This window comes from Solibacillus sp. FSL W7-1436, from assembly GCF_038007305.1.
Taxonomy (GTDB): domain Bacteria; phylum Bacillota; class Bacilli; order Bacillales_A; family Planococcaceae; genus Solibacillus.
On record NZ_JBBOWV010000001.1, the window covers coordinates 1,796,250 to 1,823,080 of the forward strand.

The window sequence follows — 26,831 nt, forward strand, 5'->3', positions numbered from 1 at the left end:
TATAATGCGCAAAAAGCAGCTGAGCTTTTTGTGCATTTTTTAATTTCCCTACAACAGCTAAGTGACTTTTACTCTATAAAAACTGAAAACAACAGAGAAATAATGAGTAAATAAATATACACCATTAATGGAAAATTAAAACAAACGTTCTACCTTGGATGCAAGTAAATTGATAGATTCCCTCTATATACGATTATAGAATTGATGGATATTCTTAAAGTATAAATTATTATTTTAATAATTTTGAAAATTAAAGTGATGGAGGGGTCTTATGAAAAAGAAAGCGTTAGCACTATCCTTAACTGGCATTTTGGCACTGGGAGCTGTGGCACCAGCTTCATTAACTGCCTATGCTGTCGGTGAAGGTCCGAACTATGGTGGAAATGAATCGATTCAAACGTCAATCCTATATACTTACGATGAAATGGTAGATTATCTTAAAAAGCAAGACGCAAAACAGGATGCTATGCAGCTTGAAGTGATCGGTCAAACTGTAAAAAAACGAGATATTTACTTGGCAAAATATATTACAGATCCAAACAACCCGACAATCCTATTTTTGACGCAACAGCACGGTAATGAACAATTAACTACAGAAGGCGCATTGGAGTTTATCAAGCATCTTGGCACAGGTAAAACAAAGGGCGTTCTTGATAAGGTCAATATTCTTATTGTGCCTATGTTGAATGCAGATGGTGCGATGGGAGATGTCGACTTTTCTCTAGATGATTATATCGCTGACGGAGGACGTAATTTAACACGATACAATGCAGTAGGGGCAGACTTAAATCGTGATCATGTTGATAAAGTGCACCCGGAAACACAGGCTCTTCATAAAAATGTCTTACAAAAATATGATATTGACTACATGATTGACCTGCATCACCAAGGTACTCAAGCAAGACGAGACGGGAAATTAGTGTCAGGATCTATGCTTTATCCTACAAATGATAATGTGAAACCGGAAGTATTAGAGAAATCGAAAAAATTGGGAGCTGTTGTATTTAATGCTGTTGATTCTACTGGGTGGGGTCATTTAGCGAAATATAATGGCGGCAATGGTGAGAATATCGGCCGTAATGGCGCCGCAGTTCAATATGATATTGCTACACTTCTATTTGAAATGCGCGGAATGTCCGATCACTTCAATGAATCGGCAGTTATTGGTCAAAAAAGTAATGGTTATTTAATCAAACAAACGATTACAACACTTGATGCTGCGGTTCAAGCAATAGCAGATCGTTCAATTGAAACTGCAGATATCAGTTTCTGGGATACATTGGATACACAAAAATAAAGTAAAAAACAATGTGCAAAAAAGGAGTAAGAGAGTCTACTTATGGACATCTCTTGCTCCTTTGCTATGTTCAATTAATCTGCTTAGTTCATTAATTTAGCATCAAGTGATAATGGAGAACGGTCAGCAAATATGAAATAAATACCTAGTGCTACGTAAACCACTTCTAGTTCATATCCAGCGTAAGTACCGTCACCAAATAATCCAAGTGAAAGTTTTGCTGTGAAGATTGCACCAATCATAATAACTGCAAATATTGCACCAATTATCCGAGTACCAAGTCCAAGGATCAATAATAAACCACCAACTAATTCGATGATTGCCACTACAAATGCAAGACCACTCATTAAACCAAGTGATTCGAAGTAACCTGCTGTATTCTCGATTCCTCCTTGAAATTTAACAAATCCATGGTAAAAGAACATAAAACCAAACACCACTCGTACAAGTAATGATGCCCATTGTTGTTTTGTCATAATAAACTCCCCCTAATAACTTTTTGTAAATTGCTTATTAAAAGTAAGTATAAGAATAAAAATAAAGTGATCTACAATAAAGTAGGTCACACCCTCTTTGATTACTTTTCGTAACCTAGTTTAATAAAGTAATCTATGTATTTCAATGATTTAAGTGTAAATAAAAGCAAAGTAAACACTTTCGATAGAAATAAATGTTTTTTGGGGCGAAATTCGGTTGCTTATTTATTTTACCTGAAAAAGTTGAATACCTGTTTATGGCAATTATTATTAAGTTTTTAGTCGGCAGTGCTATTTTCAAGTTTTTAAAGAGTAAGAGTTCAATTAGAAATTGAGGGATATTAATTGTAAAAGAAAATGAAGCGCAATCCACACATGTGCATTGCACTTCAATTACATCCATTTAGTGTAGGAACGAGTATGACAATGAGGGGAGGACATCATTTCATTTATGCCGAATATTTAATAAACTCAAACTTTAAAAAGGCAGGTGTTTTATGGATAATCCTATCTTAAAACAGGTCGGCACAATCTTTATTCCGGTAAGTAATATTGAAAACGCGAGGGATTGGTACTGCGAGATTTTAGGGGTGAAAGCAGAGGGTGAAATTCAGTTTGGTCATCTTTATGTTCTGCCTATGGAAGGTACAGGAATTGTGTTAGATAGCAAAATTTATTCAGAGGACAGTGTATTTAAAATACCGGCGTTCCACCTAAATACGGAAAACATCCAAGAGGCATTTCATTTTATGAGGAACAAGGGCGTTGAGTTGATTACAGATATTGAACATAACCACTATTTTAATTTCAAAGATCCGGATGGGAATATTTTAATGATTTGCCAATGTTAATGGGAGTTGTTGAGAAAAAAGCAAAAGAACTCCACCGCCTAGAATATAGGTGTGAAGTACTTTTGCTTTTACCCTTACTTCGGATACGTCTGACACACACGGCCAATTTGTCCGTCAGCTAAGCGTACTTTAATGCCGTGGGGATGGGAGCTGCTGTTTGTCAGTAAGTCTTTTACGATGCCGCGTGTTGTTTTGCCTGTACGCTGGTCTTGTTTCAGTACGATATCCACTTCCAAGCCTGGATAGACATCGCTTCGGTTTTTGCCGTTCATAGTAAAACGTCCTCTCATTCATAAGTTTCTCTAGTATAGCACGAAACCGAGGAGGACCCGACGTTACAGCCTATTTCGGCAAATGCTTCAAGAAATTCGCAGAGGCAAAACCACGCACGTCCTGTTCACTGTAATGCTTTAACAGCTCATTAATAAGATTTTGATGCATTCCAGAATGTTCAAGGTGGGGAATCTTCGCATCGATTCCATCAAAATCGGATCCAAGACCAATCAAATGCTTCCCGCCAAGCGAGCAAATATAGTCAATATGACGAATCAAGTCCGTCATGCTTGCTGTGTTTGTACCGTTGATAAATTCAGGATAGTACACTACATGAATCGGCGCATTTTTTTCAATCATCGCTTTAATTTGTGCATCGTTCAAATTGCGTTCATGGTTGCAAACAGCCATGGCATTTGAATGAGAAGCAATTACATAATCGGCATGCTCGATGACATCCCAAAAGCTTCGTTCATGCAGGTGGGTGACATCGGTGAACAGCCGGTGCTCATTATTCAGCTTAATAATTTCTTTGCCAAACGGTGTGACGCCAATCTGTGATGTACTATGTAAACCGTCTGCAGCTTCGTTAGAGTAATTCCATGTAAGCCCGATCGACAACACGCCTAGCTCACGGAATTGATGCCAAAAAACAATATCGCCTCCGAAAAAATCGACGCCTTCAATCGTTAAAAAAGCGCCAGTTTGTCCCGGCTGAAGTTTCTCAAAATCTGTCCACTTTTTAATATGCACAACTTGTTCACTTAGCACTTCCTTCTGAAAGAGTGCAATTTGTTTGAAAGCAGCGGCCCGTTTTTCCTCCAATGTTAACGTTGGATAAACATAAATCGCAAACGCCTGTGCCATTACATTTCCTGCAAGCAGTTTATCTGCATTTACATCAAGCAGACCATCGTTAAACCGGTGACCGTCCTGCTGCATACGCCACAATGCATCACAATGTAAATCAATTACTGGAATACCCATTAAAAAACCCCCTCCATTATGGTGAAAAAAAGGTGAATGACCGCAATCATCCACCTCATCTTACTTTTAATCTTTATGCATGATGAAGCCCTGCAAAAATACCGCCTTTTGCGACAAGCTCTTCATATGTGCCTTGCTCTTCAATTCCATTTGGTGTGACGACGAAAATATAGTCCGCATCGCGAATTGTCGCTAAACGGTGCGCAATGATCAATGTCGTCCGGTTTTTCGCCAAATCATTCAACGACTGCTGGATAATCCGCTCAGTAGCTGTATCTAAGGCAGATGTTGCCTCATCCAAAATTAAAATTGGCGGGTTTTTTAGGAACATGCGCGCAATCGCAAGGCGCTGCTTTTGACCGCCCGATAATTTCAGACCACGTTCACCGATTTCCGTTTCGAAGCCATCTGGTAAATTCTCGATAAATTCTAGCAAGTTTGCCTGCTCGGCTGCTGCTTTAATATCCTCGAAGCTCGCGCCTAATTTACCATATTCGATATTTTCACGAATAGTACCTGTAAATAAAAATACATCCTGCTGTACTGTTCCGATTTGTTTACGCAGCGAATGCTGTGTTAAATCGCGGATATCGTGCCCGTCAATTGTAATCGCACCGCCCGTAATATCGTAAAAGCGGGGGATGAGCGCACTGATCGTCGTTTTCCCTGAACCGGAGGGACCGACAAAGGCAACCGTTTTTCCTGCTTCTACTTTAAATGATAGGTTGTTCAGTACTTGCTTGCTGTCCGCATATTTGAAGTCGACATTTTTAAATTCAATATCGCCATTTAAATGATCAACCTCAATCGCATTTGGACGGTCGACAATCGTTGGTTCCTGGTCAATCAGATCGCAGAAACGTTTAAAGCCTGCCATTCCTTTTGGATACATTTCAAGCAATGCACTGATTTTATCGATTGGTCTAATTAATACATTCGTAAATAAAATAAAGCTCGCGAACTCCCCGGCTGAAAGGTCGTCGTTAAATGAAAGCCATGCCCCGACGACAAGAACAAGTAACGTCAGTAAACGAGTTAAAATATAAATGCTTGAATGTGTGCCGGCCATTACTTTGTATGCGTAAATTTTCGCTTTACGGAATAGGGCATTCTGATCTTTGAAGCGGTTCGTTTCGAATTCTTCATTTGTAAATGATTTCACGACGCGAATACCTGAGAAGCTGTCTTCCACACGGCCATTGACGTTCGCGATTTCAGTGTACATAACGCTCCAGCCTTTTTTCATTCGTCTATTGCTCCAATACATAACTGCAATTAAAAACGGAACGAAAATCAGAATAATTGTCGCAAGGGTCGCGTTAATATTGAACATAATCGTAAACGCCCCGATAAATGTCATCATCGCGATGAACAAATCTTCCGGACCATGGTGTGCAAACTCCCCGATATCGAATAAGTCATTCGTAATTCGACTCATTAAATGACCTGTTTTCATATTATCGAAAAACGTATAAGGTTGGCGCTGCACATGATTGAACAGTTGCTGGCGCATATCGGTTTCGATATTGACCCCAAGCTTATGGCCTAAATAGTTCACGACAAAGTTCATTGCCGTACTTAAAATATACGTCAGTAAAAGAAGCGCACTGATTTTAGTAATCATACCCCAATCGTTCGTCGGGAGCAGATCATCGATAAACCATTGCACAGCCATCGGGAACAGCAATTCCAAGACGGCCACAAATACCGCACACGAAAAGTCGATGATGAACAATCGCTTATGCGGCTTATAATACGTAAAAAATCTTGCTAGCATTTCTAGTCCTTTCTGTTAAACAACTCAAAACTGAGTGCAACCGGTTGTGATAGTAGTGAAAATGATTCTTATTGGGATTATAACATTTTTTGGGAGCTTTTCGAGAGGCGAAATAGTGGGGGGTGGAGAAAATTGAAATTTAATCTCACTGAAGGATTTGAGGAAAATACTATGAAAGTGAGATTTATTTCTAAGGCATGTTAGTTATGATAAGAAAAAAGAAATGGTACACTAAAAGAAAGCAAAGAAGCGAAGGTGTACGTATGAATTTTTACATTGTAATGCAAGGGCGTACATACGATGAGGCGAAGGAAAAGCAGGTCGTATGGTGCTCAATTTTAGACAATAGTGGACAAACACCACATTCTTGGGAGCGAATGAAGGAAGTAAAGAAGGGCGATGCGATTTTTCACTGTGTGAAAGGGGAAATTGTTGCCATCAGTACCGCGCAGGAAGATTGCGGGGAAGGGGTAAATCCTTTTGATCAATCAGGCGTAGTGGGACATCTATTTCCGGCAGTTTATGAGGAGCTTCACTTTCCAATTTCGATAAAAGAACATTTTGATGAAATCCAGCCACTGCTCCCAGTCAAATATTCACCATTCCAACATAATGGTGACGGCAATCAAGGCTTTTTATATCCATGTAATGAAATGCTTGCAATCAAGCTGCTGGAGCTTATGAGTGATGCGAATATTTATGAGGAAAATGAAGAACAGCTGGAATTTGCTATGGGGCTCATTGCGCAAAAAGAACGCAATACATTGGCCCCTGTATTAATTGAAACAGAAGCGGAAGCAAAGGTGAAAATCCGTAAAGGTCAGCAAAAATTTAGAAAGCAACTGATGCCGCTATGGGACAATCAATGTGCACTATGCGGCATTTCTTTACCTGGTTTATTACGCGCCAGCCATTCAAAACCGTGGAAAGACGCAACAAATGATGAGCGACTTGATCCATACAACGGTATTCTGCTTTGTCATAACCATGATGCACTATATGACCAAGGCTATATCGCATTTGATGGAACAGGAAAAATTCATATTTCCTCTGAAATTGACCAGATGGATTATGTGAAATACGGCATTCATGAGAAAATGCGCGTTGCCAGAGTGGAAGAGAATAAGAAGTATTTTAAGTGGCATAAGCGGGAGATATTTAGAGGTAAAGAATAATCAATAGAAAAAGCAAGGTGTGACCAAAACTTGGGCTACACCTTGCTTTATTTTATTCCTCTACTAAATAGTGGTAGATGTCGTATTGGATTGGTTGTTCCAGTACCATTTCCATTGTAACGACAGGATAATATTTCCCCTTATCCAAAATTCTTTCAGGCTTTGCAGTGCTTGGGTTTACAGCACATCGACCTAGGTAATAGAAATCTTTACCTTCACCATTGTCTTTTTTTACAAACAGATAAACGTTTGTCCCATTTTCAACAGAGTGAATAAGGATTTGCATATCCTTTGATTTATCGATATATCGATTTTTTGTTGAACACCATTTAAATGTATCGTCGGATAAAAATTCATCCATATAGTTTGTTTCAAGGTCATTTTCATCATTTTTATGATAATTTACGAAAATAGGGAAATCACCGTTTTTCGGACGACCACCATTTAATGTTCCTTCCTCGTTCTTTTCCCAGTCTAGTAAGCGACATACTTCACGGCGAGAGTATTTTTCGTATAGTTTAAATGGTTCGTGATTATTGAATTGTTTGTTTTTCATAAAGGCACATTCAAGTAAATCAACGAAGTACTGTTTGAAATTTTCATCTCGAAGTGATAGTTGCAATTCCTCATTAAACATATAGCGTGAATTCGATTTAATGATTAATGGTTTATTTCCGAATTTTTTATTGTCAGCTTCTACAAAAAAGTTTAAAGAAAACACATTTTCAATGCCTTCAATTGTACCTTTATGAATATAAGCATTTTGAGCTTGCAATGCTGAAAGGTAGCTTTGTTCTGAAATAGATTCTTCTTCCTCTAAAAGAAGTTGCAACAATAAAATTTCATGAATTCTTTTCCCTGATAAGAAATCCTTTCCAATGAATGATAGGACGGATTTTTCGTAATCGGTAATTGAAGGGATATCTTCTTTCATCTTCATTAAAAAATCATAATAGGTAGGAGAGTAGCTAATAATGACTTCCGGATCTAAAGAATTTTGTTCGATAAAATCTTTAAGCATTGGAATACGTCCAATCCGATTTTTAAGCTCAGAATAGCTATCTCGTAACATTTTTAATGTCGATAAATTTGCATTATTTATCGCATCAAAAATTTGCTTTTTCGCAATCTCTTCAAAGTTAATCGTTGAAACCCCTTGAATATAATCTGTATTAACCGTGTTGCGGCGAACATTATCTTTGTTCATCGACTTATCACCAGATAGGGCGATCGGAATTAAATAGTTATTTTTATAGTTGCCGATAAAATCGATAATCGTTACATATTCCTTCACATTATGTTTCCGTAACCCTCGACCAAGCTGTTGAATAAAGATGATACTAGATTGTGTTTGGCGAAGCATGACAATTTGGTTAATGAAGGGAATATCGATACCTTCGTTAAAAATATCTACCGTCAAAATATATTCCAGCTCACTATTTTCTAATTTAGCAATTGCTTCTTCACGTTCTTCTTGAGAGTGGTCTCCAGTCAATGCAGTCGTTTTATACCCACGTATATTCAGTAAGTTGGATAGAGTGCGAGCTTCTTCCTTCGTACTGCAAAACATTAATCCACGAACGCGATCCCCAGAAAACCCGTAATACGAAATTTTTTCGATAATATGATCGATTCGTTCACGATGAATTAGCTTTTGTAAATCTGCTGTTTCATCGATGAGTTCACCATCAAGCTCATAGTCCGTCACACCGAAATAGTGGAAAGGGCAGAGCATGTCTTCTTCTAATGCTGCTTGAAGGCGAATTTCATAGGCGACATTATAATCAAATAGTTCATAAATGTTGAAGTTATCTGTACGTTCTGGTGTCGCCGTCATTCCTAACAAAAATTGAGGTTCAAAGTAATTCATAATTTTTAAATATGATTCCGCACCTGCTCGATGAACTTCATCAATTAAAATATAGTCAAAATGATCTTTAGCAAACTGCTGTAAATAAGGGTCACGTGAAATGGTCTGGACCGTTGCAAATAAATAGCGTGCATTTAGATCTTTTGAATTTCCTGATAAAATCCCATAGTCTTGAGGATCACCTAGTAAAATATTACGGAAATCTTGCATCGCCTTTTTCAAAATTTGTTCACGGTGCACGATAAATAACATACGTTTTGGTGCAGCATTTCGAACATCAAACGCAGATAAATAAGTTTTACCTGTTCCAGTTGCTGAAATGATAAGACCGCGGTTTGCACCACTTTGGCGAAGGAGCTTTAACTGCTCAAGCGCGGCAGTTTGCATTTTGTTAGGTTGTATTTTTAAACTCTCTTTTAATGGGTTTGTTACATATAAAGGTGGTGATGCGACTTTACTGTTAAACTCTGGCTTCTCATAATTAATTTGATAGTGAGCAATCCACTCTTCACTTAACGGGATGGCACTATTCCATTGCTGTTCAAACTGACTTTTAAAATGATTGATAACTTCACCATTTTCAAGAGAAGTTAAATAAACATTCCATTCAAAGTTTGCTTTTAGTGCGCTATCCGTTAAATTAGAACTTCCAACAATTAATGAATAATGCTGATCATGCTCGAAAATATAGCCTTTTGAGTGAAAGCCTTTCACATCGGTAACACGAACTTCTACATTCGTTAATTTGAGCAGTTCTTTAAACATTTTTGGCTGATTAAAGCTTAAAAAGGTAGACGTTAATATACGACCACGAATGCCTTTTTTCTCAAGGTCATATAGCATCGTTTTAATTGTAGCTAATCCACCTTCTGTAATGAATGCCACAGAAAAGGTAAACGTTTTACATGTTTTCATTTCTTGTAAAAGTGTCGAAAGGACATTTTCATGTGCTTTATTGGACAATAATTTCGGTTTAAACTGTGAGGAGACGGCCTTTGATTGATCGATAAAACCTTTATGTAAAGAAGCTTCAAGTTTTTTAACTAACTGCTCCATAAAAGCACCACCTTTAAATTATTTTAATAATTTTTCGATTGCTGGAATATCTGCTGGTGCAAAATCTAGTTCATTGAGGGATGTTCGCTTTACCCACTTCGTATCTGAATGCTCTAAAGCAACAGGTGTTCCATTCACAATTTTCGCCATATATGTTTCAAGACGAACGATAAACGTACCATAATCATAAGTTGTGTCTTCAACTTTATCACCAACAGCAATTTCACAAGTGAATTCTTCAAAAATTTCGCGTTTTAATGCTTGCTGTGGAGTTTCATCTTTCTCGATCTTTCCACCTGGGAATTCCCAATAGTTTGGTAATGACATTTGAGGGCTACGTTGTGCACAGTAAATTTCCTGTTTATCGTTTTCGATAATAGCTCCAACTACGTGTACTTGTTTTTTCATATTACATCCATCCTATCTATTGATCCTCTCTATAATATAGCTGATCTTGGAAAAGTTTGCTGCAAATAAAATTTGGCAACCCCCAACCTCACTGAAAAGACAAATACCCAATCTTCTTCGTAATTTTTGTGGATTCCTCACAAAGCAATCTTACATAATAATTTATTTTTTCATCTGTTAACCGATTGGTAGGGGCAACTATATTCAGTGCTGCAATTACTTTGCTTTGCAGATTTTTAATGGGTACGGCAATAGATGTCATATTTGCACGGTACTCACCTCTTACAACTGCATATCCTTTTTCCTTTGTGTTTTGCAACTCTTTTTGCAACAGTTTCGCATCTACTATTGTGCGGGGGGTGAACCTTTGCAAAGGTTGTTCGAGAATTCGCTGAATCGTAGCAATGCTGCTATACGCCAATAATACGCGGCCGCTTGCAGTACAGTGCAAATAATTTGAATGTCCTATATGTGATTCTACTTCCATCGTTTGCTGGTTTGACAATTTATTAAGGTAAACGATAGCATCATTTTTTAAAATGGCTAAATGAGAAGTTTCTCCGGTTAATGTGATGATTTTCATCATACTTTCTAACGTCACATCGTAAATATCCAAATGTTTTAAATAAATGGAGTTCAATTCAATTAATGACATGCCTAATTCGTATTTGGCGTTGTTCTTAGCTTTTGCCACAAAGCCTTCTGATTCCAATGTTTTCAACAATCTATGTACACTGCTTTTACTAATCCCCAACTCATCTGCAAGATCTAATACACCTTTTTGATGATTGTTTATTTTAAAAGCCTTCAAAATTTTCAATGCGTTTTTAACGGAATTAACTTCGCCATTATTCTTCATTTGCATACCTCCATTAAAATTCTGATTTATGTTTATATTATTCTCTAAAAAACATTTTTCACCTTTCCCGCATAGAGGGAATTTCGCCTTGTATATAACAAAATAAAAGTTAATATTAATTTACAATCTATTTTGATTTTTCAGAAAATAGAGCGGAAAATAACATTCAAGGGGGATTATTCATGAATAATTATGTAGAGCCAATCTTTGATGTAGCACAAATCGCACATGTTGAGGTACTTTCTAACACGCCTGAGGAATCGATTAAATTTTACACAGAAATGTTAGGTATGGCTGTTGTAGATGTTATTGGTAAACAAACATTTTTACGTGCTTATGAAGAAAATTATAAATACTCCTTAATTATTACTGAATCTGATTATTCAGGTTTGGGACATGTAGCATGGCGCACAACATCTCCGCAAGCTTTAGAGCGTCGGGTCAAAGCAATTGAAGCAAGTGGATATGGTATTGGTTGGCAAAACGAAAATTATGGACATGGCCCTTCTTATGCATTCACAACTCCTGATGGTCATAACATGGAAGTTTTTTGGGAGGTAGAGTACTTTGATTGTCCTGAAGAGAACAAGTCTAAGTTACTTTCGCGATTTAGTAAGCGTCCAAATCGTGGTGTCCCAGTGCGTCGACTAGACCATATTAATTTATTCTCTTCAAATCCTAAAGCTGATACAGAATTTTTGATTGAAGTATTAGGGTTTAAACTTCGTGAACAAATTGTTGACGGTGAGTTTGTCGTAGGATCTTGGATTAGTGCTTCTAACCTCGTTCATGAAATCGCTTTCATGGCTGAGCCTACAGGTGCTAAAGGGAAATTACATCATATTTGCTATTGGTATGGCATACCTCAAAATTTATACGAAGTTGGCGATTTGTTGAAAGACCATGGATACTTTATTGAAATTCCGCCAAATAAGCATGGGGTTAGCCAAGCATTTTGTATGTATGCCTATGAACCAAGCGGGTTGCGGGTCGAATTGTTTGGAGATGCAGGTTACTTAATCTTTGACCCGGATTGGAAACCGATCACTTGGCAAATGGCTGATGTCCCAGGTAATGGTGATACATGGGTAGGGGCAGCCTTCCCTGACTCTTTCTGGACATACGGTGTAGGTAAAATAGCTGAAAAAGTTACAAACGAATAGAGGGGTTAGCAAATGACTAAAGTTCCAGTAGCAATTTTAGGAAGCGGCAACATCGGTACAGACTTGATGATGAAAATCTTAAAAGCTGATGGACATTTAGATTTAGTTCTGGTGGCAGGTATTGATCCTGCCTCAGACGGTCTAAAGCGTGCCAAAGAAGCCGGGATAGCAACAACTGCAGAGGGTATTCACGGGATTATCGACCACGGTTCCGTACAAATTGTTTTTGATGCTACAAGTGCGTATTCACATATTGAGCACGCAAAAATCCTTAAAGAAAATGGAATTGTAGCGATTGATCTTACACCTGCAGCAATCGGACCGTATGTAATTCCAAGTATTAATATAGAAAAACATATCAATGAAATGAATATTAACATGGTGTCTTGCAGCGGGCAGGCTACAACACCGCTTGTTTATGCAGTGAGCCAAATTGCAGAAGTGCTCTACAGCGAGATTATCGCTACCATTTCAAGCCCATCCATCGGTTTAGGAACACGCCAGAACTTGGATGAATTTACGATTACAACTGCCAATGCAGCAAAAATAGTGGGTGGTGCGCAATCAGCACGCGCTATGCCGGTCATCAATGCGGCGGAGCCTCCTATTTTAATGAACAATACCGTTTATGCGGTACTGGAAGATGATATTGATCCAGTCCAATTACAGAAATCTGTAGAAGATGTCGTACAAAAGGTGAAGCAATATGTACCAGGTTACCGACTGAAAGGGCAACCGATTGTCGATGAACGCGAAACTCCTTGGGGCAACCGTAAAGTGGTCATTATAATGAATGAGGTAGAAGGCGCGGGTGATTATTTCCCGAAATATGCCGGTAATCTCGACATTATGACAGCTGCGGCTTTACAAGTTGGAGAAAAAATTGCAGAAAATATGCTGAAGGGGGCTGCTTTAAAGTGACCAAAATTCTAATCGGAGATACTACATTGCGTGATGGTTCACATGCTGTCAGCCATTCCTTTACTCCACAATTTGTTGAACAGATTGTTGCCGAATTAGCGGCAGCGAATATTCCTTTAATCGAAGTAAGCCACGGTGCAGGACTTCAAGGCTCCACGATTCAGCAAGGCTTTTCTAAATACGACGAGATGAAGCTGATCGAGGCAGCCGTGAAAGTAAAAGGCCAATCTAAAATTGCTTCATTGTTCGTTCCGGGTATTGGAACACGTCCAGCTATTGTAGAAGCAGCCAATATTGGAATTGATGCACTCCGCATTGCGGTTCACTGTACAGAGGCTAATATATCACAACAATATTTTGAAGAAGCGAAAAAGCAAAATCTGGATGCTTACGGATTTTTAATGATGAGCCACAGTACAACACCGCAGCGTTTAGCGGAAGAAGCGAAGAAAATGGAAGAGTACGGTGCAGATGGTGTATATATCGTCGATTCTGCCGGCGCATTAGTGCCAAAAACAGTCATTGAGCGGGTCAATGCTTTAAAAGAGACATTGTCAATTCAAGTAGGGTTCCATGGTCACAATAATTTAGGGTTGGCGGTTGGAAACTCGTTAACAGCAATTGAACACGGAGCAACATTGATTGATGGGACGCTACGAGGACTAGGTGCCGGTGCTGGAAACGCGCCATTGGAAGTCCTTATTGCCGCAATGGTGAAATCGAATATCGAAACACCGATTGTCCTTTCAACACTGATGAATGCTGCGGAAGAATTAGTGGCACCAGAAATGCATTACTTGCCATTTATTGACCGTGAAAATTTATCGTCAGGGTATGCTGGTGTGTACAATAGCTTCCTGTTACACGTAAGAAAAGCTGCAGAAAAATTCCAAGTCGATGCGGTAAGTATTATCGAAGAACTTGGGAAACGAAATGCCGTTGCAGGACAGGAAGACTGGATCATCGATGTGGCAATGGAACTATCTTCAAAGAAAGTTGAGGTCTGATAGTATGGCAAATGCACAAGGTTTTGCAGAAATGCTTTTGGAAGCCGAGCAAACGAAGGCGCCGATTGAGCCGTTCACACAGCTTGCGCCTACAATTTCCTTAAAGCAGGCTTATGAAATCCAACTTGCCTATGTAGAGCAAAAAAAACAGGCTGGCCATAAAGTCATCGGTAAAAAAATCGGCGCTACGAGTAAAGCAATTCAAAATATGTTCAATGTCAACCAGCCGGATTACGGTCATTTATTCGATTATATGTTGTACAAATCGGGAGATACGATTAACATCGATCAACTGATACAGCCTAAAGTCGAATCAGAGCTGGCCTTTGTTTTAAAAGAAGATATTAAAGGACCTCATATTACACCTTTGGATGTATTACTGGCAATTGATTATATTGTTCCGGCATTTGAAATAATCGACAGCCGTATTGCAGACTGGCGAATCAGATTTGAAGATACGGTATCAGATAACGGCTCTTCCGGCTTGGTCGTTTTAGGGGATCAGCGTCTGTCAATTTATGATATTGATTTAACAACAATCGGTTTAAATACGTATCAGAACGGCGAACTCATTGAAATGGGCACGGGAAGTAATGTTTTGGGCAATCCGGTTAATTCTGCGGTTTGGTTAGCGAACGCATTACAACAGTTTAATGTCCCGCTACTTGCCGGCGAAGTGATTTTAACTGGCGCGTTTACATCAGCGCTACCAATTGAAAAAGGGGATCATTTTAAGGCAGCCTTCGGACAAATTGGTTCTGTTGAAGTGAAGTTTGTATAGGAGGATTCATATGACGAGTATTACTAAATTATCGGTTGTAGATGAGTTGTATTGGGCTGAAAAAAATGCGCAAACACTTGAACAGTTTGCCAATAAAATAGATGGATTCTCGGAGCGTGAAGCTTATGAGATTCAGCAGTTACTAGTAGATAAAAAAATAGAGCAAGAACAAACGGAACAGATTGGGTGGAAGTTGGGATTAACATCAAAAGCAAAACAGCAGATGATGGGAGTTCATGAACCGTCATATGGTGTGCTTTTGAAAAATATGTACTTAATCGAAGGCGGTAAACATGATTTAGCACCATATATTCATCCAAAACTGGAACCTGAACTCGCTTTCGTTTTAAAGAAACCGTTAAAAGGTTCTCCCACTTTAGAAGAAGTAATCGATGCAATTGATTTTGTGCTGCCGGCATTTGAAATCATTGATAGTCGATTTGAACGCTTTAAGTTTACTTTACTTGATGCGATTGCCGATAATTCATCCTCGAGTCGGTATATTTTGGGCAACCGTCCAATAAAACTAGATGCCGATTTTATTGATGCATTAGGGGTTGTTTACTACAAAAATGGGGAGATCGTTGCTTCGACAACATCTGGCGCTGTGATGCAAAATCCGCTTATTAGCATTCAATGGTTAGCGGAAAAGCTGCATGAGCGGAACTTGCATTTAAAACCACGCGACTTAATTTTAAGTGGGTCGATTAGTGAAGCGATCGAAATAAAACCGGGAGACTTTTTCCATGCAAGTTTCCAAAGTTTAGGAACGATTTCGGTTTCATTTACTGGAGGTGCGGGCGAATGCCATTCATCCAAGTAACGATTTTAGAAGGACGTACACCCGAACAAAAAGAGCGTCTTATTGAACAATTGAGCAAAACAGCCAGCGATGTATTGGATGCACCAATAGAAACAGTCCGCGTCCATTTACAGGAAACAGCTGCAACACATTGGGGCATAGCAGGGAAATCCGTTGCCAAAAGGAGAGAGACAGATGCTAACAACTGAAAAAGAAGTGTTAACGGTTAATCATTTTATTAATGGACAATACAGACAATCCGCAACAAAGAAAACATTTGAAGTACACGATCCTTCCAACCAACGTTTAATTGCGATTGTTTCGGAAGCATCCGAAGAGGACGTTACAGAAGCTGCCAACAGTGCGCGTCAGGCTTTTGAACATAGTGAATGGCGTACAATGCCGTTAGCGGAGCGTTGTGCGAAAATTCGCCGGATGGCAGATATTATCGTTGAACGAAAAGAAGAAATTGCCCGCCTTGAAGCAATGGATGTAGGAAAGCCTTATCAGCATGCAGTCGGCTCCGATATCCCACGTGCTGCCCATAATTTGCGTTTCTTTGCAGACTTTGTAGAGAAGCAAGGGGATGAAGCGTATCCCATGGATGAAAACTTTATTAACTATACACGCTATGAACCGGTTGGTGTAGCAGGCCTAATTACACCTTGGAATGCACCATTTATGTTAACGACTTGGAAATTGGGCCCATGTCTTGCAGCTGGGAATACAGCTGTCATTAAACCGGCAGAATTAACGCCATTATCGGTTTCGCTTCTTGGAGAAATTGCACAGCAGGCAGGCATTCCTGATGGTGTCGTAAACGTGATTCATGGAAGCGGAAAAACGGTTGGTACATGGGTAACGGAACAGCCTGAAATTGATTTGATTTCATTTACAGGATCGACTGTTACAGGTAAACAGATTATTAAAAATGGCGCGGATACATTGAAGAAAACTTCCTTTGAGCTTGGGGGGAAAGCAGCGAATATTATTTTCGAAGATGCGGATTTATCAAAAGCTGTACCGACATCGATTCAGGCAGCATTTTTAAATTCCGGGCAAGTTTGTTTAGCCGGTTCACGCATATTAGTGCAGCGTACAATTTTAGATGAGTTTTTAGAGAAATTTAAAGCAGCAGCAGAGGCACTAGTCGTTGGCGATCCACAAGACCCGAAAACGACAACTGGCCCACTAGTGAGTAAAGTGCAATACGATAAGGTAAATTATTATATTGAATTAGCCAAAGAAGAAGGCGCAAAGCTGATTACAGGTGACCAGCCGCTGCAATTATCGGATGATCTGGCGAAGGGCTACTATATCGCCCCGACGATTTTCCTGCATCATGATCCGAATGCACGTACATGTCAGGAAGAAATCTTTGGACCAGTCGTAACGATCTTACCGTTTGATACGGAAGAAGAAGCTTTAGCAATTGCAAACAATACCGATTATGGATTAAACGGTGTCATTTGGACAGAAAATCTGAAGCGTGCACATCGTGTGTCACATGCTGTCCGTGCAGGGACAATTTGGGTGAATTGCTGGTTTGTTCGTGATTTACGTGTTCCATTTGGCGGCTTCAAAAAGAGCGGTGTTGGTCGAGAAGGCGGACGTCACAGTATTGAATTCTTTACAGAAGCAAAAAATATTTGCATCTCCTTAAACTAAAATGCTTATCATCCTATTTGAAATTTCGGATAGGGTGATAGGCTTTATTTAGATTGTAGGCAGAAATCGATTTTGAAGTAGTTGCGTTTCTGGTATGAAGCGTTAAATATTGAGTGGTAGTTGAATTATATATTGAAAGGCGTGGATTTATTGTTGAATTTTGATTTGAAAAAAAATCTTACAACTTTTATACCGATGCAAAACCTGAAGCAACAAATCGATGTGAATAAGATGGTTAAGGAAAATCTGCAACTGAAAAATGTAATCGCAATCTACAATAAATTAAATGAAATGCTCATTAATAAACAAAATTTAATTGAAATATTAAAGGAATGTAATCAAATGGTAGGAAGAGAAATTGCTCTGCTTGATCTTGAAGGGGACCTTTGCTATTCCTCCTGTCAATCGGTACTACTGGAAAACTTTATTTTGGAATATAAGAAGAAATATGCGAATTGGAAGTTCCGGGAGATACGCGAAATTAGCCTGGACAGCGGGCAAATTCTTATATCACCGATAATAGTCGATCAGGAAGTTTTTCAATATTGCGGATTTTTCTATCAGAAAGATGAAATCATTACAGAAGAAGAAAAAATGATACTTGAGCGAATCAGTACCATTTGCAGTATTGTGCTTATCAATAAAAAGGCGATGTTCGATGCAAATGAACGAATGAAAGCCGTGTTATTTGAAAAGCTTCTTATTGGAGAGATTACGGATTATAAAGAGCTGTTACGGGAACTGAAGCTATTGAATATTTATGTGCAGGAAAGTTATCATATTGCCTATATTTCCTTTAACTACAAAGATAAATCAAGTGACGACAATTTGCAGATGTTTGTAAAAGTATATCGTGAAATCGTGAACTTTTTTAAAAAGCTAAATATGGAAGTATTGATTGTCCAACGCGGTCAAGGGGTTTTATGTTTTGTTCCGCTTTCTTTTGATGACCCTCTATTAGACGGAGCACCCGAAAAATTCTTGCATTCAATCGATAAATATCAGGATTCGATCATTTGCCGTGTCGGTATAAGTTCGACAACAAATACATTGGAATGCCTTAATCCATCTATTAAAGAGGCAATCATTGCTGAGAGAATGGCCACTTCCAATGAGCCGGTTATGCAGTTTGAGGATATCGGCATACTTGGTGCATTATTATATACGGAACATCAACAATTACTTAGAAGTATAGTAGAAAGAGATCTTCAGGAAATTCTACAAGAAGAGGATCTGATGCAAACACTTTATTATTTTTTAGATAATGGCGGCAATTTGGAGAAAACAGCCAAGTTAACGAATTTATCTGTCGGAGGGGTCAGGTATCGTTTACAAAATATAAAGGAGTTATTACAAATTGATTTACGATGTCCTAAAATCCGATTTCAGCTTTTGTTAAATTTAAAAGTGCTTAAAGTCTTAAATCTGCCCGTAATATAAATTAGTATTTATAGATCATTTAACGACTTAATCTGGTCGTTAAGTGATCTTTTTATTATGAAACTAGCAATTGCTGTTAGTGAAAACGAAAATTTTAGACAGGAACTGCAATATGTGAAAACGCTTTCTTCCTTTACACTGAAGCTAACAAATCAAAGGAGGTTATAAGTTATGCATACTGGTAAAAGTTACTTGGAAAGCCTAAATGATGGTCGTGTTGTTTATTTGAATGGTGAAAAGATTGATAATGTTGTAGAACATCCAGCCTATGAAAATTCTGCAAAATCATATTCACGTCTTTATGATGCATTGCATGATCCGGAAAAACAATCCATATTAACTGGAATTAATGAGTATGGTGACCGTACACATAAATTTTTTATAACTCCAAAGAATGCGGACGATTTATTAGGGGCGCGCGACGCTATTGCAGAATGGTCTAAATTAAATTTTGGATTCATGGGCCGTACACCTGATTACAAAGCTTCGTTCCTCGGACATTTAAATGCCTACTCGGATTATTACGTAGGTTTTGAAGAGAATGCAAAAGCATGGTACCGAAAAGCATCGAAAGAGCTGCCGTTTGTTAATCATACAGTCATTAATCCGCAAATGGATCGTTCAAAATCATTGCATGAAAACAAAGACGTTTTCGTTCGTGTTGTGAAGGAAAGAGACGACGGGATTATCGTAAAGGGGGCAAAAATGGTAGGGACAGCTGCCGCTTTGACTCACTATAATTTTGTCGCTAACTATGGACCAAAATCCCTTGGTGATGGAGATGTGAGTCATGCGTTGATTTTCCTTGTTCCAATGAATGCGCCGGGATTAAAAATGATCAGCCGTCAATCATATGAGTTCAGTGCTAAAGTAAACGGTTCTCCATTCGACTATCCATTATCAAGTCGTTTTGATGAAAATGATGCGGTCATTGTTTTGGATAATGTATTTATCCCATGGGAAGATGTTCTAGCTTATAAAAATGTGGAAGTTTCTAATAACTTCGTGCCAGCCACACATTTCGTCAATCGTTTTAGCTTCCATGGATGTACGCGTTTAGGTGTTAAACTGGACTTTATGTTAGGACTAATTTTAAAAGCAACGGAGTTTTCTGGTACGCATCAATTTAGAGGTGTTCAGGCAAATATAGGAGAAATTGTTGCGATGCGTAATATGATTTGGTCATTATCAACAGCTATGGCGACAAACCCTGATATAGGTATGAGCGGAATTGCTGTTCCTAATGGTGAAGCTGCCAGTGCATATCGTGTCCTTGCACCGGAAGTATGGGTTAAGGTCGTTCATATTTTCGAACAAGTAGTCGCTGGAGGTCTAATTCAACTGCCATCAAGTGCAGCTGACTTCAACAATCCTGAAATTCGTCCGTATTTAGATGAGTACTATCGCGGCACAGGTGTAGATGCTGAATCACGTGTGAAATTATTGAAAATGGTATGGGATGCAATCGGTTCTGAGTTTGGCGGCCGCCATGAATTATACGAAGTAAACTACGCAGGTAACCATGAAAACATTCGACTGGAAGCGTTATATCATGGGATGGCTACAGGGAATGTGGACTATTTCAAATCTGTTGTAGACAGTGCAATGTCGGACTACGATTTAAATGGATGGACAAACCCGGTCTGGAAAACAAAATCAAACGTTACTATTTAACTGGAAAAGAGGGGTACTTGATGACAGCACTATCATTTAGACAAGCTATGGGACAATTTGCAACAGGTGTCACGGTTATTACTACTTTAAATGATGCAGAGCCGCATGGAATGACTGCAAATGGTTTTATGTCCATCTCACTCGATCCTGAATTAGTCGCAATTTCAATCGGTCATAAAGCGGCTACATTGGATAAAATCAAAGCGTCAAATATGTTCGGTGTTAGTATTTTAAAGTATGAACAAATTGATGTTTCCAAAAGATTCGCAGGTCAGATTCAAGTAGACAGCCCTTTTGAATTTGAGTATGTTGAGAACTTTCCGTTAATCCCTAATTCAATCATGCGCACAGTTTGTGAAGTAGTCGAACAAGTCGAGGCAGGCGATCATACAATTTTTTTAGGGAAGCCGAAGTTAATTGAAGTTAATGAAGGCGATCCGCTATTATTTTACCAAGGTAAGTACCGGCAAGTTGAAGAGATGAAAGTAATTCAAAAAACTTAGGGTGAGGAAACGCTCCAATCGTTTGAAATTTCCAAAGCTGTGGCGGGGATTTTGAACGATTGGGGTTTTTTGAGTTTTTGTTTAGATGGGGGAGAGAGTAGTGTGGTTCTATAATTTATTTATAGAATTTAGTTAGAAAAGAGAAGGGGATAAGAGATTTTTCGGTTAGTTTCAGTATTTATTTCGAATACATTTATATAAGAAGAAACTAGACTGAAATAAAAAAGATGAAAAAAGTTATTTAAAACTGTTGACGTTTATTTAAATAGGCTGTATAGTTATACAAGTCGCCGGGAGTTACCGCGACAAACGAAACAAAATGAACCTTGAAAACTGAACAAGCAACGTTAATGAAACAAGCTTCTTAAATGAAGCAAACAATAGATTCCAACTTCTAACGAAGTTGGATCGCTAGCAAAGCAAATGAGCTTTCAAACTACTTTTATGGAGAGTTTGATCCTGGCTCAGGACGAACGCTGGCGGCGTGCCTAATACATGCAAGTCGAGCGGAAATTTTATTGGTGCTTGCACCTTTAAAATTTTAGCGGCGGACGGGTGAGTAACACGTGGGTAACCTACCTTATAGATTGGGATAACTCCGGGAAACCGGGGCTAATACCGAATAATACTTTTTAACACATGTTTGAAAGTTGAAAGACGGTCTTGCTGTCACTATAAGATGGACCCGCGGCGCATTAGCTAGTTGGTGAGGTAACGGCTCACCAAGGCAACGATGCGTAGCCGACCTGAGAGGGTGATCGGCCACACTGGGACTGAGACACGGCCCAGACTCCTACGGGAGGCAGCAGTAGGGAATCTTCCACAATGGACGAAAGTCTGATGGAGCAACGCCGCGTGAGTGAAGAAGGATTTCGGTTCGTAAAACTCTGTTGCAAGGGAAGAACAAGTAGCGTAGTAACTGGCGCTACCTTGACGGTACCTTGTTAGAAAGCCACGGCTAACTACGTGCCAGCAGCCGCGGTAATACGTAGGTGGCAAGCGTTGTCCGGAATTATTGGGCGTAAAGCGCGCGCAGGTGGTTCCTTAAGTCTGATGTGAAAGCCCCCGGCTCAACCGGGGAGGGTCATTGGAAACTGGGGAACTTGAGTGCAGAAGAGGATAGTGGAATTCCAAGTGTAGCGGTGAAATGCGTAGAGATTTGGAGGAACACCAGTGGCGAAGGCGACTGTCTGGTCTGTAACTGACACTGAGGCGCGAAAGCGTGGGGAGCAAACAGGATTAGATACCCTGGTAGTCCACGCCGTAAACGATGAGTGCTAAGTGTTGGGGGGTTTCCGCCCCTCAGTGCTGCAGCTAACGCATTAAGCACTCCGCCTGGGGAGTACGGTCGCAAGACTGAAACTCAAAGGAATTGACGGGGGCCCGCACAAGCGGTGGAGCATGTGGTTTAATTCGAAGCAACGCGAAGAACCTTACCAGGTCTTGACATCCCGGTGACCACTATGGAGACATAGTTTCCCCTTCGGGGGCAACGGTGACAGGTGGTGCATGGTTGTCGTCAGCTCGTGTCGTGAGATGTTGGGTTAAGTCCCGCAACGAGCGCAACCCTTATTCTTAGTTGCCATCATTCAGTTGGGCACTCTAAGGAGACTGCCGGTGATAAACCGGAGGAAGGTGGGGATGACGTCAAATCATCATGCCCCTTATGACCTGGGCTACACACGTGCTACAATGGACGGTACAAACGGTTGCCAACCCGCGAGGGGGAGCTAATCCGATAAAACCGTTCTCAGTTCGGATTGTAGGCTGCAACTCGCCTACATGAAGCCGGAATCGCTAGTAATCGCGGATCAGCATGCCGCGGTGAATACGTTCCCGGGCCTTGTACACACCGCCCGTCACACCACGAGAGTTTGTAACACCCGAAGTCGGTGAGGTAACCTTTATGGAGCCAGCCGCCGAAGGTGGGATAGATGATTGGGGTGAAGTCGTAACAAGGTAGCCGTATCGGAAGGTGCGGCTGGATCACCTCCTTTCTAAGGATTTTTCGGAATCATTCCCTTGGGGAATGAAACATTAACGTTTGCTGTTCAGTTTTGAAGGTTCATTCTTAATTGAATGAAACACTTCAAAACCTTTGTTCTTTGAAAACTGGATAAAACGACATTGAAAGCAATAAATCAAATTTCTATTTTATAGATTTTTAAACAAGTCAAGCAATTGACGTGTAAACTAAATCTTGGATTTTATCCAAGTGTTAACTTTTGGTTAAGTTAATAAGGGCGCACGGTGGATGCCTTGGCACTAGGAGTCGATGAAGGACGGCACTAACACCGATATGCCTCGGGGAGCTGTAAGTAAGCTTTGATCCGGGGATTTCCGAATGGGGGAACCCACTATCTTTAATCGGATAGTATCTTCACGTGAATTCATAGCGTGTTGAAGACAGACGCAGAGAACTGAAACATCTAAGTACCTGCAGGAACAGAAAGAAAATTCGATTCCCTGAGTAGCGGCGAGCGAAACGGGAAGAGCCCAAACCAAAGAGCTTGCTCTTTGGGGTTGTAGGACACTCTATACGGAGTTACAAAAGAATGAATTAGACGAAGCGACTTGGAAAGGTCCGCGAAACGAGGTAAAAGCCCTGTAGTCAAAAGTTCATTCCCTCCAGAGTGGATCCTGAGTACGGCGGAACACGTGAAATTCCGTCGGAATCCGGGAGGACCATCTCCCAAGGCTAAATACTACCTAGTGACCGATAGTGAACCAGTACCGTGAGGGAAAGGTGAAAAGCACCCCGGAAGGGGAGTGAAATAGATCCTGAAACCGTGTGCCTACAAGTAGTTAGAGCCCGTTAATGGGTGATAGCGTGCCTTTTGTAGAATGAACCGGCGAGTTACGATTACGTGCGAGGTTAAGTTGAGAAGACGGAGCCGCAGCGAAAGCGAGTCTGAATAGGGCGAATTAGTACGTGGTCGTAGACCCGAAACCAGGTGATCTACCCATGTCCAGGGTGAAGGTGAGGTAACACTCACTGGAGGCCCGAACCCACGCACGTTGAAAAGTGCGGGGATGAGGTGTGGGTAGCGGAGAAATTCCAATCGAACCTGGAGATAGCTGGTTCTCTCCGAAATAGCTTTAGGGCTAGCCTCGTGATTGAGAATACCGGAGGTAGAGCACTGTTTGGACTAGGGGGGCATCTCGCTTTACCGAATTCAGACAAACTCCGAATGCCGGATATTTATACACGGGAGTCAGACTGCGAGTGATAAGATCCGTAGTCAAGAGGGAAACAGCCCAGACCACCAGCTAAGGTCCCCAAGTAATCGTTAAGTGGAAAAGGATGTGGCGTTGCTTAGACAACCAGGATGTTGGCTTAGAAGCAGCCATCATTTAAAGAGTGCGTAATAGCTCACTGGTCGAGTGACGCTGCGCCGAAAATGTATCGGGGCTAAACGATTCACCGAAGCTGTGGATGCATACTTTGAGTATGCGTGGTAGGAGAGCGTTCTAACAGCGTTGAAGTCAGACCGGAAGGACTGGTGGAGCGGTTAGAAGTGAGAATGCCGGTATGAGTAGCGAAACATGGGTGAGAATCCCATGCACCGTATGACTAAGGTTTCCTGAGGAAGGCTCGTCCGCTCAGGGTTAGTCGGGACCTAAGCCGAGGCCGATAGGCGTAGGCGATGGACAACAGGTTGATATTCCTGTACCACCTCCTCACCGTTTGAGAAATGGGGGGACGCAGTAGGATAGGGTAAGCACGCCGTTGGTTGCGCGTGTTCAAGCAGTAAGGCGTGTATGTAGGCAAATCCGCATACTATAACGTTGAGCTGTGATGACGAGCTCGTATGAGCGAAGTTCCTGATTTCACACTGCCAAGAAAAGCCTCTATCGAGGTGAGAGGTGCCCGTACCGCAAACCGACACAGGTAGTCGAGGAGAGAATCCTAAGGTGTGCGAGAGAACTCTCGTTAAGGAACTCGGCAAAATGACCCCGTAACTTCGGGAGAAGGGGTGCTTCTTTGGGTGCATAGCCTAGAGAAGCCGCAGTGAATAGGCCCAGGCGACTGTTTAGCAAAAACACAGGTCTCTGCAAAACCGTAAGGTGACGTATAGGGGCTGACGCCTGCCCGGTGCTGGAAGGTTAAGAGGAGCGGTTAGCGCAAGCGAAGCTGTGAATTGAAGCCCCAGTAAACGGCGGCCGTAACTATAACGGTCCTAAGGTAGCGAAATTCCTTGTCGGGTAAGTTCCGACCCGCACGAAAGGCGTAACGATCTGGGCACTGTCTCAACGAGAGACTCGGTGAAATTATAGTACCTGTGAAGATGCAGGTTACCCGCGACAGGACGGAAAGACCCCGTGGAGCTTTACTGTAGCCTGATATTGAATTTTGGTACAACTTGTACAGGATAGGTAGGAGCCAGAGATCTCGGAGCGCCAGCTTCGAAGGAGGCGTCGGTGGGATACTACCCTGGTTGTATTGAACTTCTAACCCATGCCCCTTAGCGGGGTAGGAGACAGTGTCAGGCGGACAGTTTGACTGGGGCGGTCGCCTCCTAAAGAGTAACGGAGGCGCCCAAAGGTTCCCTCAGAATGGTTGGAAATCATTCGTAGAGTGTAAAGGCATAAGGGAGCTTGACTGCGAGACCTACAAGTCGAGCAGGGTCGAAAGACGGGCTTAGTGATCCGGTGGTTCCGCATGGAAGGGCCATCGCTCAACGGATAAAAGCTACCCCGGGGATAACAGGCTTATCTCCCCCAAGAGTCCACATCGACGGGGAGGTTTGGCACCTCGATGTCGGCTCATCGCATCCTGGGGCTGTAGTCGGTCCCAAGGGTTGGGCTGTTCGCCCATTAAAGCGGTACGCGAGCTGGGTTCAGAACGTCGTGAGACAGTTCGGTCCCTATCCGTCGTGGGCGTAGGAAATTTGAGAGGAGCTGTCCTTAGTACGAGAGGACCGGGATGGACATACCGCTGGTGTACCAGTTGTCTTGCCAAAGGCATCGCTGGGTAGCTATGTATGGACGGGATAAGTGCTGAAAGCATCTAAGCATGAAGCCCCCCTCAAGATGAGATTTCCCATTACGCAAGTAAGTAAGACCCCTGAAAGACGATCAGGTAGATAGGTTCGAGGTGGAAGTGCGGCGACGCATGCAGCTGACGAATACTAATCGGTCGAGGACTTAACCACATTTTATTGCACAATTCAATGAACCGTTTATCCAGTTTTGAAAGAATGAAATTTCTTTTAACTAAATAATTAAGTGAAGTGATGATGGCAAAGAGGTCACACCCGTTCCCATACCGAACACGGAAGTTAAGCTCTTTAGCGCCGATGGTAGTTGGGGGCTTCCCCCTGCGAGAGTAGGACGTCGCTTCGCTTATTTTTTTTGGGAGGATTAGCTCAGCTGGGAGAGCACCTGCCTTACAAGCAGGGGGTCGGCGGTTCGAGCCCGTCATCCTCCACCATTTTAATCAAGAGCCATTAGCTCAGTTGGTAGAGCATCTGACTTTTAATCAGAGGGTCGAAGGTTCGAGTCCTTCATGGCTCACCAGTTTTATAACCATTATATATACTGTCAGAATAAAAATTCTCTAATGCATTTTGCGGAAGTAGTTCAGTGGTAGAACACCACCTTGCCAAGGTGGGGGTCGCGAGTTCGAACCTCGTCTTCCGCTCCAAAAAATGCCGGGGTGGCGGAACTGGCAGACGCACAGGACTTAAAATCCTGCGGTGAGTGATCACCGTGCCGGTTCGATTCCGGCCCTCGGCACCATTTTTTAAATAAAACAATATGCGCCCGTAGCTCAATTGGATAGAGCGTCTGACTACGGATCAGAAGGTTGTGGGTTCGACTCCTGCCGGGCGCGCCATATA

Annotated in this window: 20 protein-coding genes, 5 tRNA genes and 3 rRNA genes; 21 read left to right on the forward strand and 7 right to left on the reverse strand. The window is 41.1% G+C overall.

Features of this window, described 5'->3' with window-relative positions; all coding sequences use genetic code 11:
* Positions 1 to 271 precede the first annotated feature (271 nt).
* A complete protein-coding gene (locus MKX73_RS09005; protein WP_340717151.1) occupies positions 272 to 1,297 on the forward strand; it encodes a M14 family zinc carboxypeptidase in 1,026 nt (341 codons plus the stop codon).
* A gap of 83 nt (positions 1,298 to 1,380) precedes the next feature.
* Here MKX73_RS09005 and MKX73_RS09010 read toward each other — a convergent pair whose 3' ends face one another.
* Positions 1,381 to 1,773, reverse strand: coding sequence for a DoxX family protein (locus MKX73_RS09010; protein ID WP_079523791.1), 393 nt, complete (start codon positions 1,771 to 1,773; stop codon positions 1,381 to 1,383).
* A 497-nt stretch (positions 1,774 to 2,270) separates the two neighbouring features.
* Here MKX73_RS09010 and MKX73_RS09015 point away from each other — a divergent pair, with 497 nt between their 5' ends.
* Entirely contained in the window at positions 2,271 to 2,624 is a 354-nt protein-coding gene (locus MKX73_RS09015; protein ID WP_340717152.1) for a VOC family protein, read from the forward strand.
* A gap of 74 nt (positions 2,625 to 2,698) precedes the next feature.
* On the opposite strand, the gene MKX73_RS09020 is transcribed toward MKX73_RS09015, so the two are convergent.
* From MKX73_RS09020 to MKX73_RS09030, 3 genes are all read right to left on the reverse strand, one after another.
* Positions 2,699 to 2,896, reverse strand: a complete 198-nt coding sequence (locus tag MKX73_RS09020; protein ID WP_079523789.1) for a YwbE family protein — start codon at positions 2,894 to 2,896, stop codon at positions 2,699 to 2,701.
* Between the two features lie 70 nt (positions 2,897 to 2,966).
* Positions 2,967 to 3,884, reverse strand: a complete 918-nt coding sequence (locus tag MKX73_RS09025; RefSeq protein WP_340717153.1) for a dipeptidase — start codon at positions 3,882 to 3,884, stop codon at positions 2,967 to 2,969.
* Positions 3,885 to 3,957: 73 nt separating this feature from the next.
* Positions 3,958 to 5,661 carry an ABC transporter ATP-binding protein gene (locus MKX73_RS09030; RefSeq protein WP_340717154.1) on the reverse strand — a complete coding sequence of 568 codons (1,704 nt, stop codon included), beginning with the start codon at positions 5,659 to 5,661 and terminating at the stop codon, positions 3,958 to 3,960.
* A gap of 263 nt (positions 5,662 to 5,924) precedes the next feature.
* Between MKX73_RS09030 and MKX73_RS09035 the strand changes: the two genes are divergently transcribed.
* The gene (locus MKX73_RS09035) at positions 5,925 to 6,836 is read left to right on the forward strand and encodes an HNH endonuclease (protein ID WP_340717155.1); all 912 of its coding nucleotides are present in this window, start codon (positions 5,925 to 5,927) and stop codon (positions 6,834 to 6,836) included.
* A 52-nt stretch (positions 6,837 to 6,888) separates the two neighbouring features.
* Here the strand turns inward: MKX73_RS09035 and MKX73_RS09040 are convergent, their stop codons facing one another.
* From MKX73_RS09040 to MKX73_RS09050, 3 genes are all read right to left on the reverse strand, one after another.
* Positions 6,889 to 9,762, reverse strand: a complete 2,874-nt coding sequence (locus MKX73_RS09040) for a DEAD/DEAH box helicase (RefSeq protein ID WP_340717156.1) — start codon at positions 9,760 to 9,762, stop codon at positions 6,889 to 6,891.
* A gap of 18 nt (positions 9,763 to 9,780) precedes the next feature.
* Positions 9,781 to 10,170, reverse strand: a complete 390-nt coding sequence (locus tag MKX73_RS09045) for a (deoxy)nucleoside triphosphate pyrophosphohydrolase (RefSeq protein WP_340717157.1) — start codon at positions 10,168 to 10,170, stop codon at positions 9,781 to 9,783.
* Positions 10,171 to 10,258: 88 nt separating this feature from the next.
* On the reverse strand, positions 10,259 to 11,029 hold the full coding sequence (locus MKX73_RS09050; RefSeq protein WP_340717158.1) for an IclR family transcriptional regulator: 771 nt from the start codon (positions 11,027 to 11,029) through the stop codon (positions 10,259 to 10,261).
* Between the two features lie 182 nt (positions 11,030 to 11,211).
* Here MKX73_RS09050 and MKX73_RS09055 point away from each other — a divergent pair, with 182 nt between their 5' ends.
* The 18 genes from MKX73_RS09055 to MKX73_RS09140 all read left to right on the forward strand — a co-directional run bounded on the left by MKX73_RS09055 (position 11,212) and on the right by MKX73_RS09140 (position 26,827).
* On the forward strand, positions 11,212 to 12,192 hold the full coding sequence (locus MKX73_RS09055; protein ID WP_339197321.1) for a catechol 2,3-dioxygenase: 981 nt from the start codon (positions 11,212 to 11,214) through the stop codon (positions 12,190 to 12,192).
* Between the two features lie 12 nt (positions 12,193 to 12,204).
* On the forward strand, positions 12,205 to 13,113 hold the full coding sequence (locus tag MKX73_RS09060; RefSeq protein WP_340717159.1) for an acetaldehyde dehydrogenase (acetylating): 909 nt from the start codon (positions 12,205 to 12,207) through the stop codon (positions 13,111 to 13,113).
* Positions 13,110 to 14,120 (forward strand): 4-hydroxy-2-oxovalerate aldolase, encoded by a 1,011-nt coding sequence (gene dmpG, locus MKX73_RS09065; protein ID WP_340717160.1) that lies wholly within the window; start codon positions 13,110 to 13,112, stop codon positions 14,118 to 14,120. The genes MKX73_RS09060 and dmpG overlap by 4 nt, the downstream gene beginning before the upstream one ends.
* A gap of 4 nt (positions 14,121 to 14,124) precedes the next feature.
* Positions 14,125 to 14,901 (forward strand): 2-keto-4-pentenoate hydratase, encoded by a 777-nt coding sequence (locus tag MKX73_RS09070; RefSeq protein WP_340717161.1) that lies wholly within the window; start codon positions 14,125 to 14,127, stop codon positions 14,899 to 14,901.
* A 10-nt stretch (positions 14,902 to 14,911) separates the two neighbouring features.
* The gene (locus tag MKX73_RS09075) at positions 14,912 to 15,724 is read left to right on the forward strand and encodes a 2-keto-4-pentenoate hydratase (protein ID WP_340717162.1); all 813 of its coding nucleotides are present in this window, start codon (positions 14,912 to 14,914) and stop codon (positions 15,722 to 15,724) included.
* The gene (locus tag MKX73_RS09080) at positions 15,706 to 15,912 is read left to right on the forward strand and encodes a tautomerase family protein (RefSeq protein WP_340717163.1); all 207 of its coding nucleotides are present in this window, start codon (positions 15,706 to 15,708) and stop codon (positions 15,910 to 15,912) included. Before MKX73_RS09075 ends, MKX73_RS09080 begins: the two co-directional genes overlap by 19 nt.
* Positions 15,899 to 17,371, forward strand: coding sequence for an aldehyde dehydrogenase (locus MKX73_RS09085; protein ID WP_340717164.1), 1,473 nt, complete (start codon positions 15,899 to 15,901; stop codon positions 17,369 to 17,371). Before MKX73_RS09080 ends, MKX73_RS09085 begins: the two co-directional genes overlap by 14 nt.
* Before the next feature lie 150 nt (positions 17,372 to 17,521).
* A complete protein-coding gene (locus tag MKX73_RS09090) occupies positions 17,522 to 18,811 on the forward strand; it encodes a PucR family transcriptional regulator (protein ID WP_340717165.1) in 1,290 nt (429 codons plus the stop codon).
* A 171-nt stretch (positions 18,812 to 18,982) separates the two neighbouring features.
* A complete protein-coding gene (locus MKX73_RS09095; protein ID WP_340717166.1) occupies positions 18,983 to 20,485 on the forward strand; it encodes a 4-hydroxyphenylacetate 3-hydroxylase family protein in 1,503 nt (500 codons plus the stop codon).
* 20 nt (positions 20,486 to 20,505) lie between these two features.
* Positions 20,506 to 20,988, forward strand: coding sequence for a flavin reductase family protein (locus tag MKX73_RS09100; RefSeq protein ID WP_340717167.1), 483 nt, complete (start codon positions 20,506 to 20,508; stop codon positions 20,986 to 20,988).
* Positions 20,989 to 21,429: 441 nt separating this feature from the next.
* Positions 21,430 to 22,985: ribosomal RNA gene (locus tag MKX73_RS09105) — 16S ribosomal RNA — on the forward strand.
* Between the two features lie 230 nt (positions 22,986 to 23,215).
* Positions 23,216 to 26,144: ribosomal RNA gene (locus MKX73_RS09110) — 23S ribosomal RNA — on the forward strand.
* A gap of 74 nt (positions 26,145 to 26,218) precedes the next feature.
* Positions 26,219 to 26,334: ribosomal RNA gene (rrf, locus tag MKX73_RS09115) — 5S ribosomal RNA — on the forward strand.
* The 16S, 23S and 5S rRNA genes sit together here with 5 tRNA genes alongside, the layout of an rRNA operon.
* Before the next feature lie 12 nt (positions 26,335 to 26,346).
* A tRNA-Val gene (locus MKX73_RS09120) sits at positions 26,347 to 26,422 on the forward strand.
* A gap of 10 nt (positions 26,423 to 26,432) precedes the next feature.
* A tRNA-Lys gene (locus tag MKX73_RS09125) sits at positions 26,433 to 26,508 on the forward strand.
* A 52-nt stretch (positions 26,509 to 26,560) separates the two neighbouring features.
* A tRNA-Gly gene (locus MKX73_RS09130) sits at positions 26,561 to 26,635 on the forward strand.
* Between the two features lie 6 nt (positions 26,636 to 26,641).
* A tRNA-Leu gene (locus tag MKX73_RS09135) sits at positions 26,642 to 26,730 on the forward strand.
* A gap of 20 nt (positions 26,731 to 26,750) precedes the next feature.
* Positions 26,751 to 26,827: transfer RNA gene (locus tag MKX73_RS09140), tRNA-Arg, on the forward strand.
* Positions 26,828 to 26,831: the final 4 nt, after the last annotated feature.

Coding starts and splice junctions, on each gene's coding strand:
- MKX73_RS09005 (WP_340717151.1), top strand. CDS start 272: ATGAAAAAGAAAGCGTTAGCACTATCCTTAACTGGCATTTTGGCACTG.
- MKX73_RS09010 (WP_079523791.1), bottom strand. CDS start 1,773: ATGACAAAACAACAATGGGCATCATTACTTGTACGAGTGGTGTTTGGT.
- MKX73_RS09015 (WP_340717152.1), top strand. CDS start 2,271: ATGGATAATCCTATCTTAAAACAGGTCGGCACAATCTTTATTCCGGTA.
- MKX73_RS09020 (WP_079523789.1), bottom strand. CDS start 2,896: ATGAACGGCAAAAACCGAAGCGATGTCTATCCAGGCTTGGAAGTGGAT.
- MKX73_RS09025 (WP_340717153.1), bottom strand. CDS start 3,884: ATGGGTATTCCAGTAATTGATTTACATTGTGATGCATTGTGGCGTATG.
- MKX73_RS09030 (WP_340717154.1), bottom strand. CDS start 5,661: ATGCTAGCAAGATTTTTTACGTATTATAAGCCGCATAAGCGATTGTTC.
- MKX73_RS09035 (WP_340717155.1), top strand. CDS start 5,925: ATGAATTTTTACATTGTAATGCAAGGGCGTACATACGATGAGGCGAAG.
- MKX73_RS09040 (WP_340717156.1), bottom strand. CDS start 9,762: ATGGAGCAGTTAGTTAAAAAACTTGAAGCTTCTTTACATAAAGGTTTT.
- MKX73_RS09045 (WP_340717157.1), bottom strand. CDS start 10,170: ATGAAAAAACAAGTACACGTAGTTGGAGCTATTATCGAAAACGATAAA.
- MKX73_RS09050 (WP_340717158.1), bottom strand. CDS start 11,029: ATGAAGAATAATGGCGAAGTTAATTCCGTTAAAAACGCATTGAAAATT.
- MKX73_RS09055 (WP_339197321.1), top strand. CDS start 11,212: ATGAATAATTATGTAGAGCCAATCTTTGATGTAGCACAAATCGCACAT.
- MKX73_RS09060 (WP_340717159.1), top strand. CDS start 12,205: ATGACTAAAGTTCCAGTAGCAATTTTAGGAAGCGGCAACATCGGTACA.
- MKX73_RS09070 (WP_340717161.1), top strand. CDS start 14,125: ATGGCAAATGCACAAGGTTTTGCAGAAATGCTTTTGGAAGCCGAGCAA.
- MKX73_RS09075 (WP_340717162.1), top strand. CDS start 14,912: ATGACGAGTATTACTAAATTATCGGTTGTAGATGAGTTGTATTGGGCT.
- MKX73_RS09080 (WP_340717163.1), top strand. CDS start 15,706: ATGCCATTCATCCAAGTAACGATTTTAGAAGGACGTACACCCGAACAA.
- MKX73_RS09085 (WP_340717164.1), top strand. CDS start 15,899: ATGCTAACAACTGAAAAAGAAGTGTTAACGGTTAATCATTTTATTAAT.
- MKX73_RS09095 (WP_340717166.1), top strand. CDS start 18,983: ATGCATACTGGTAAAAGTTACTTGGAAAGCCTAAATGATGGTCGTGTT.
- MKX73_RS09100 (WP_340717167.1), top strand. CDS start 20,506: ATGACAGCACTATCATTTAGACAAGCTATGGGACAATTTGCAACAGGT.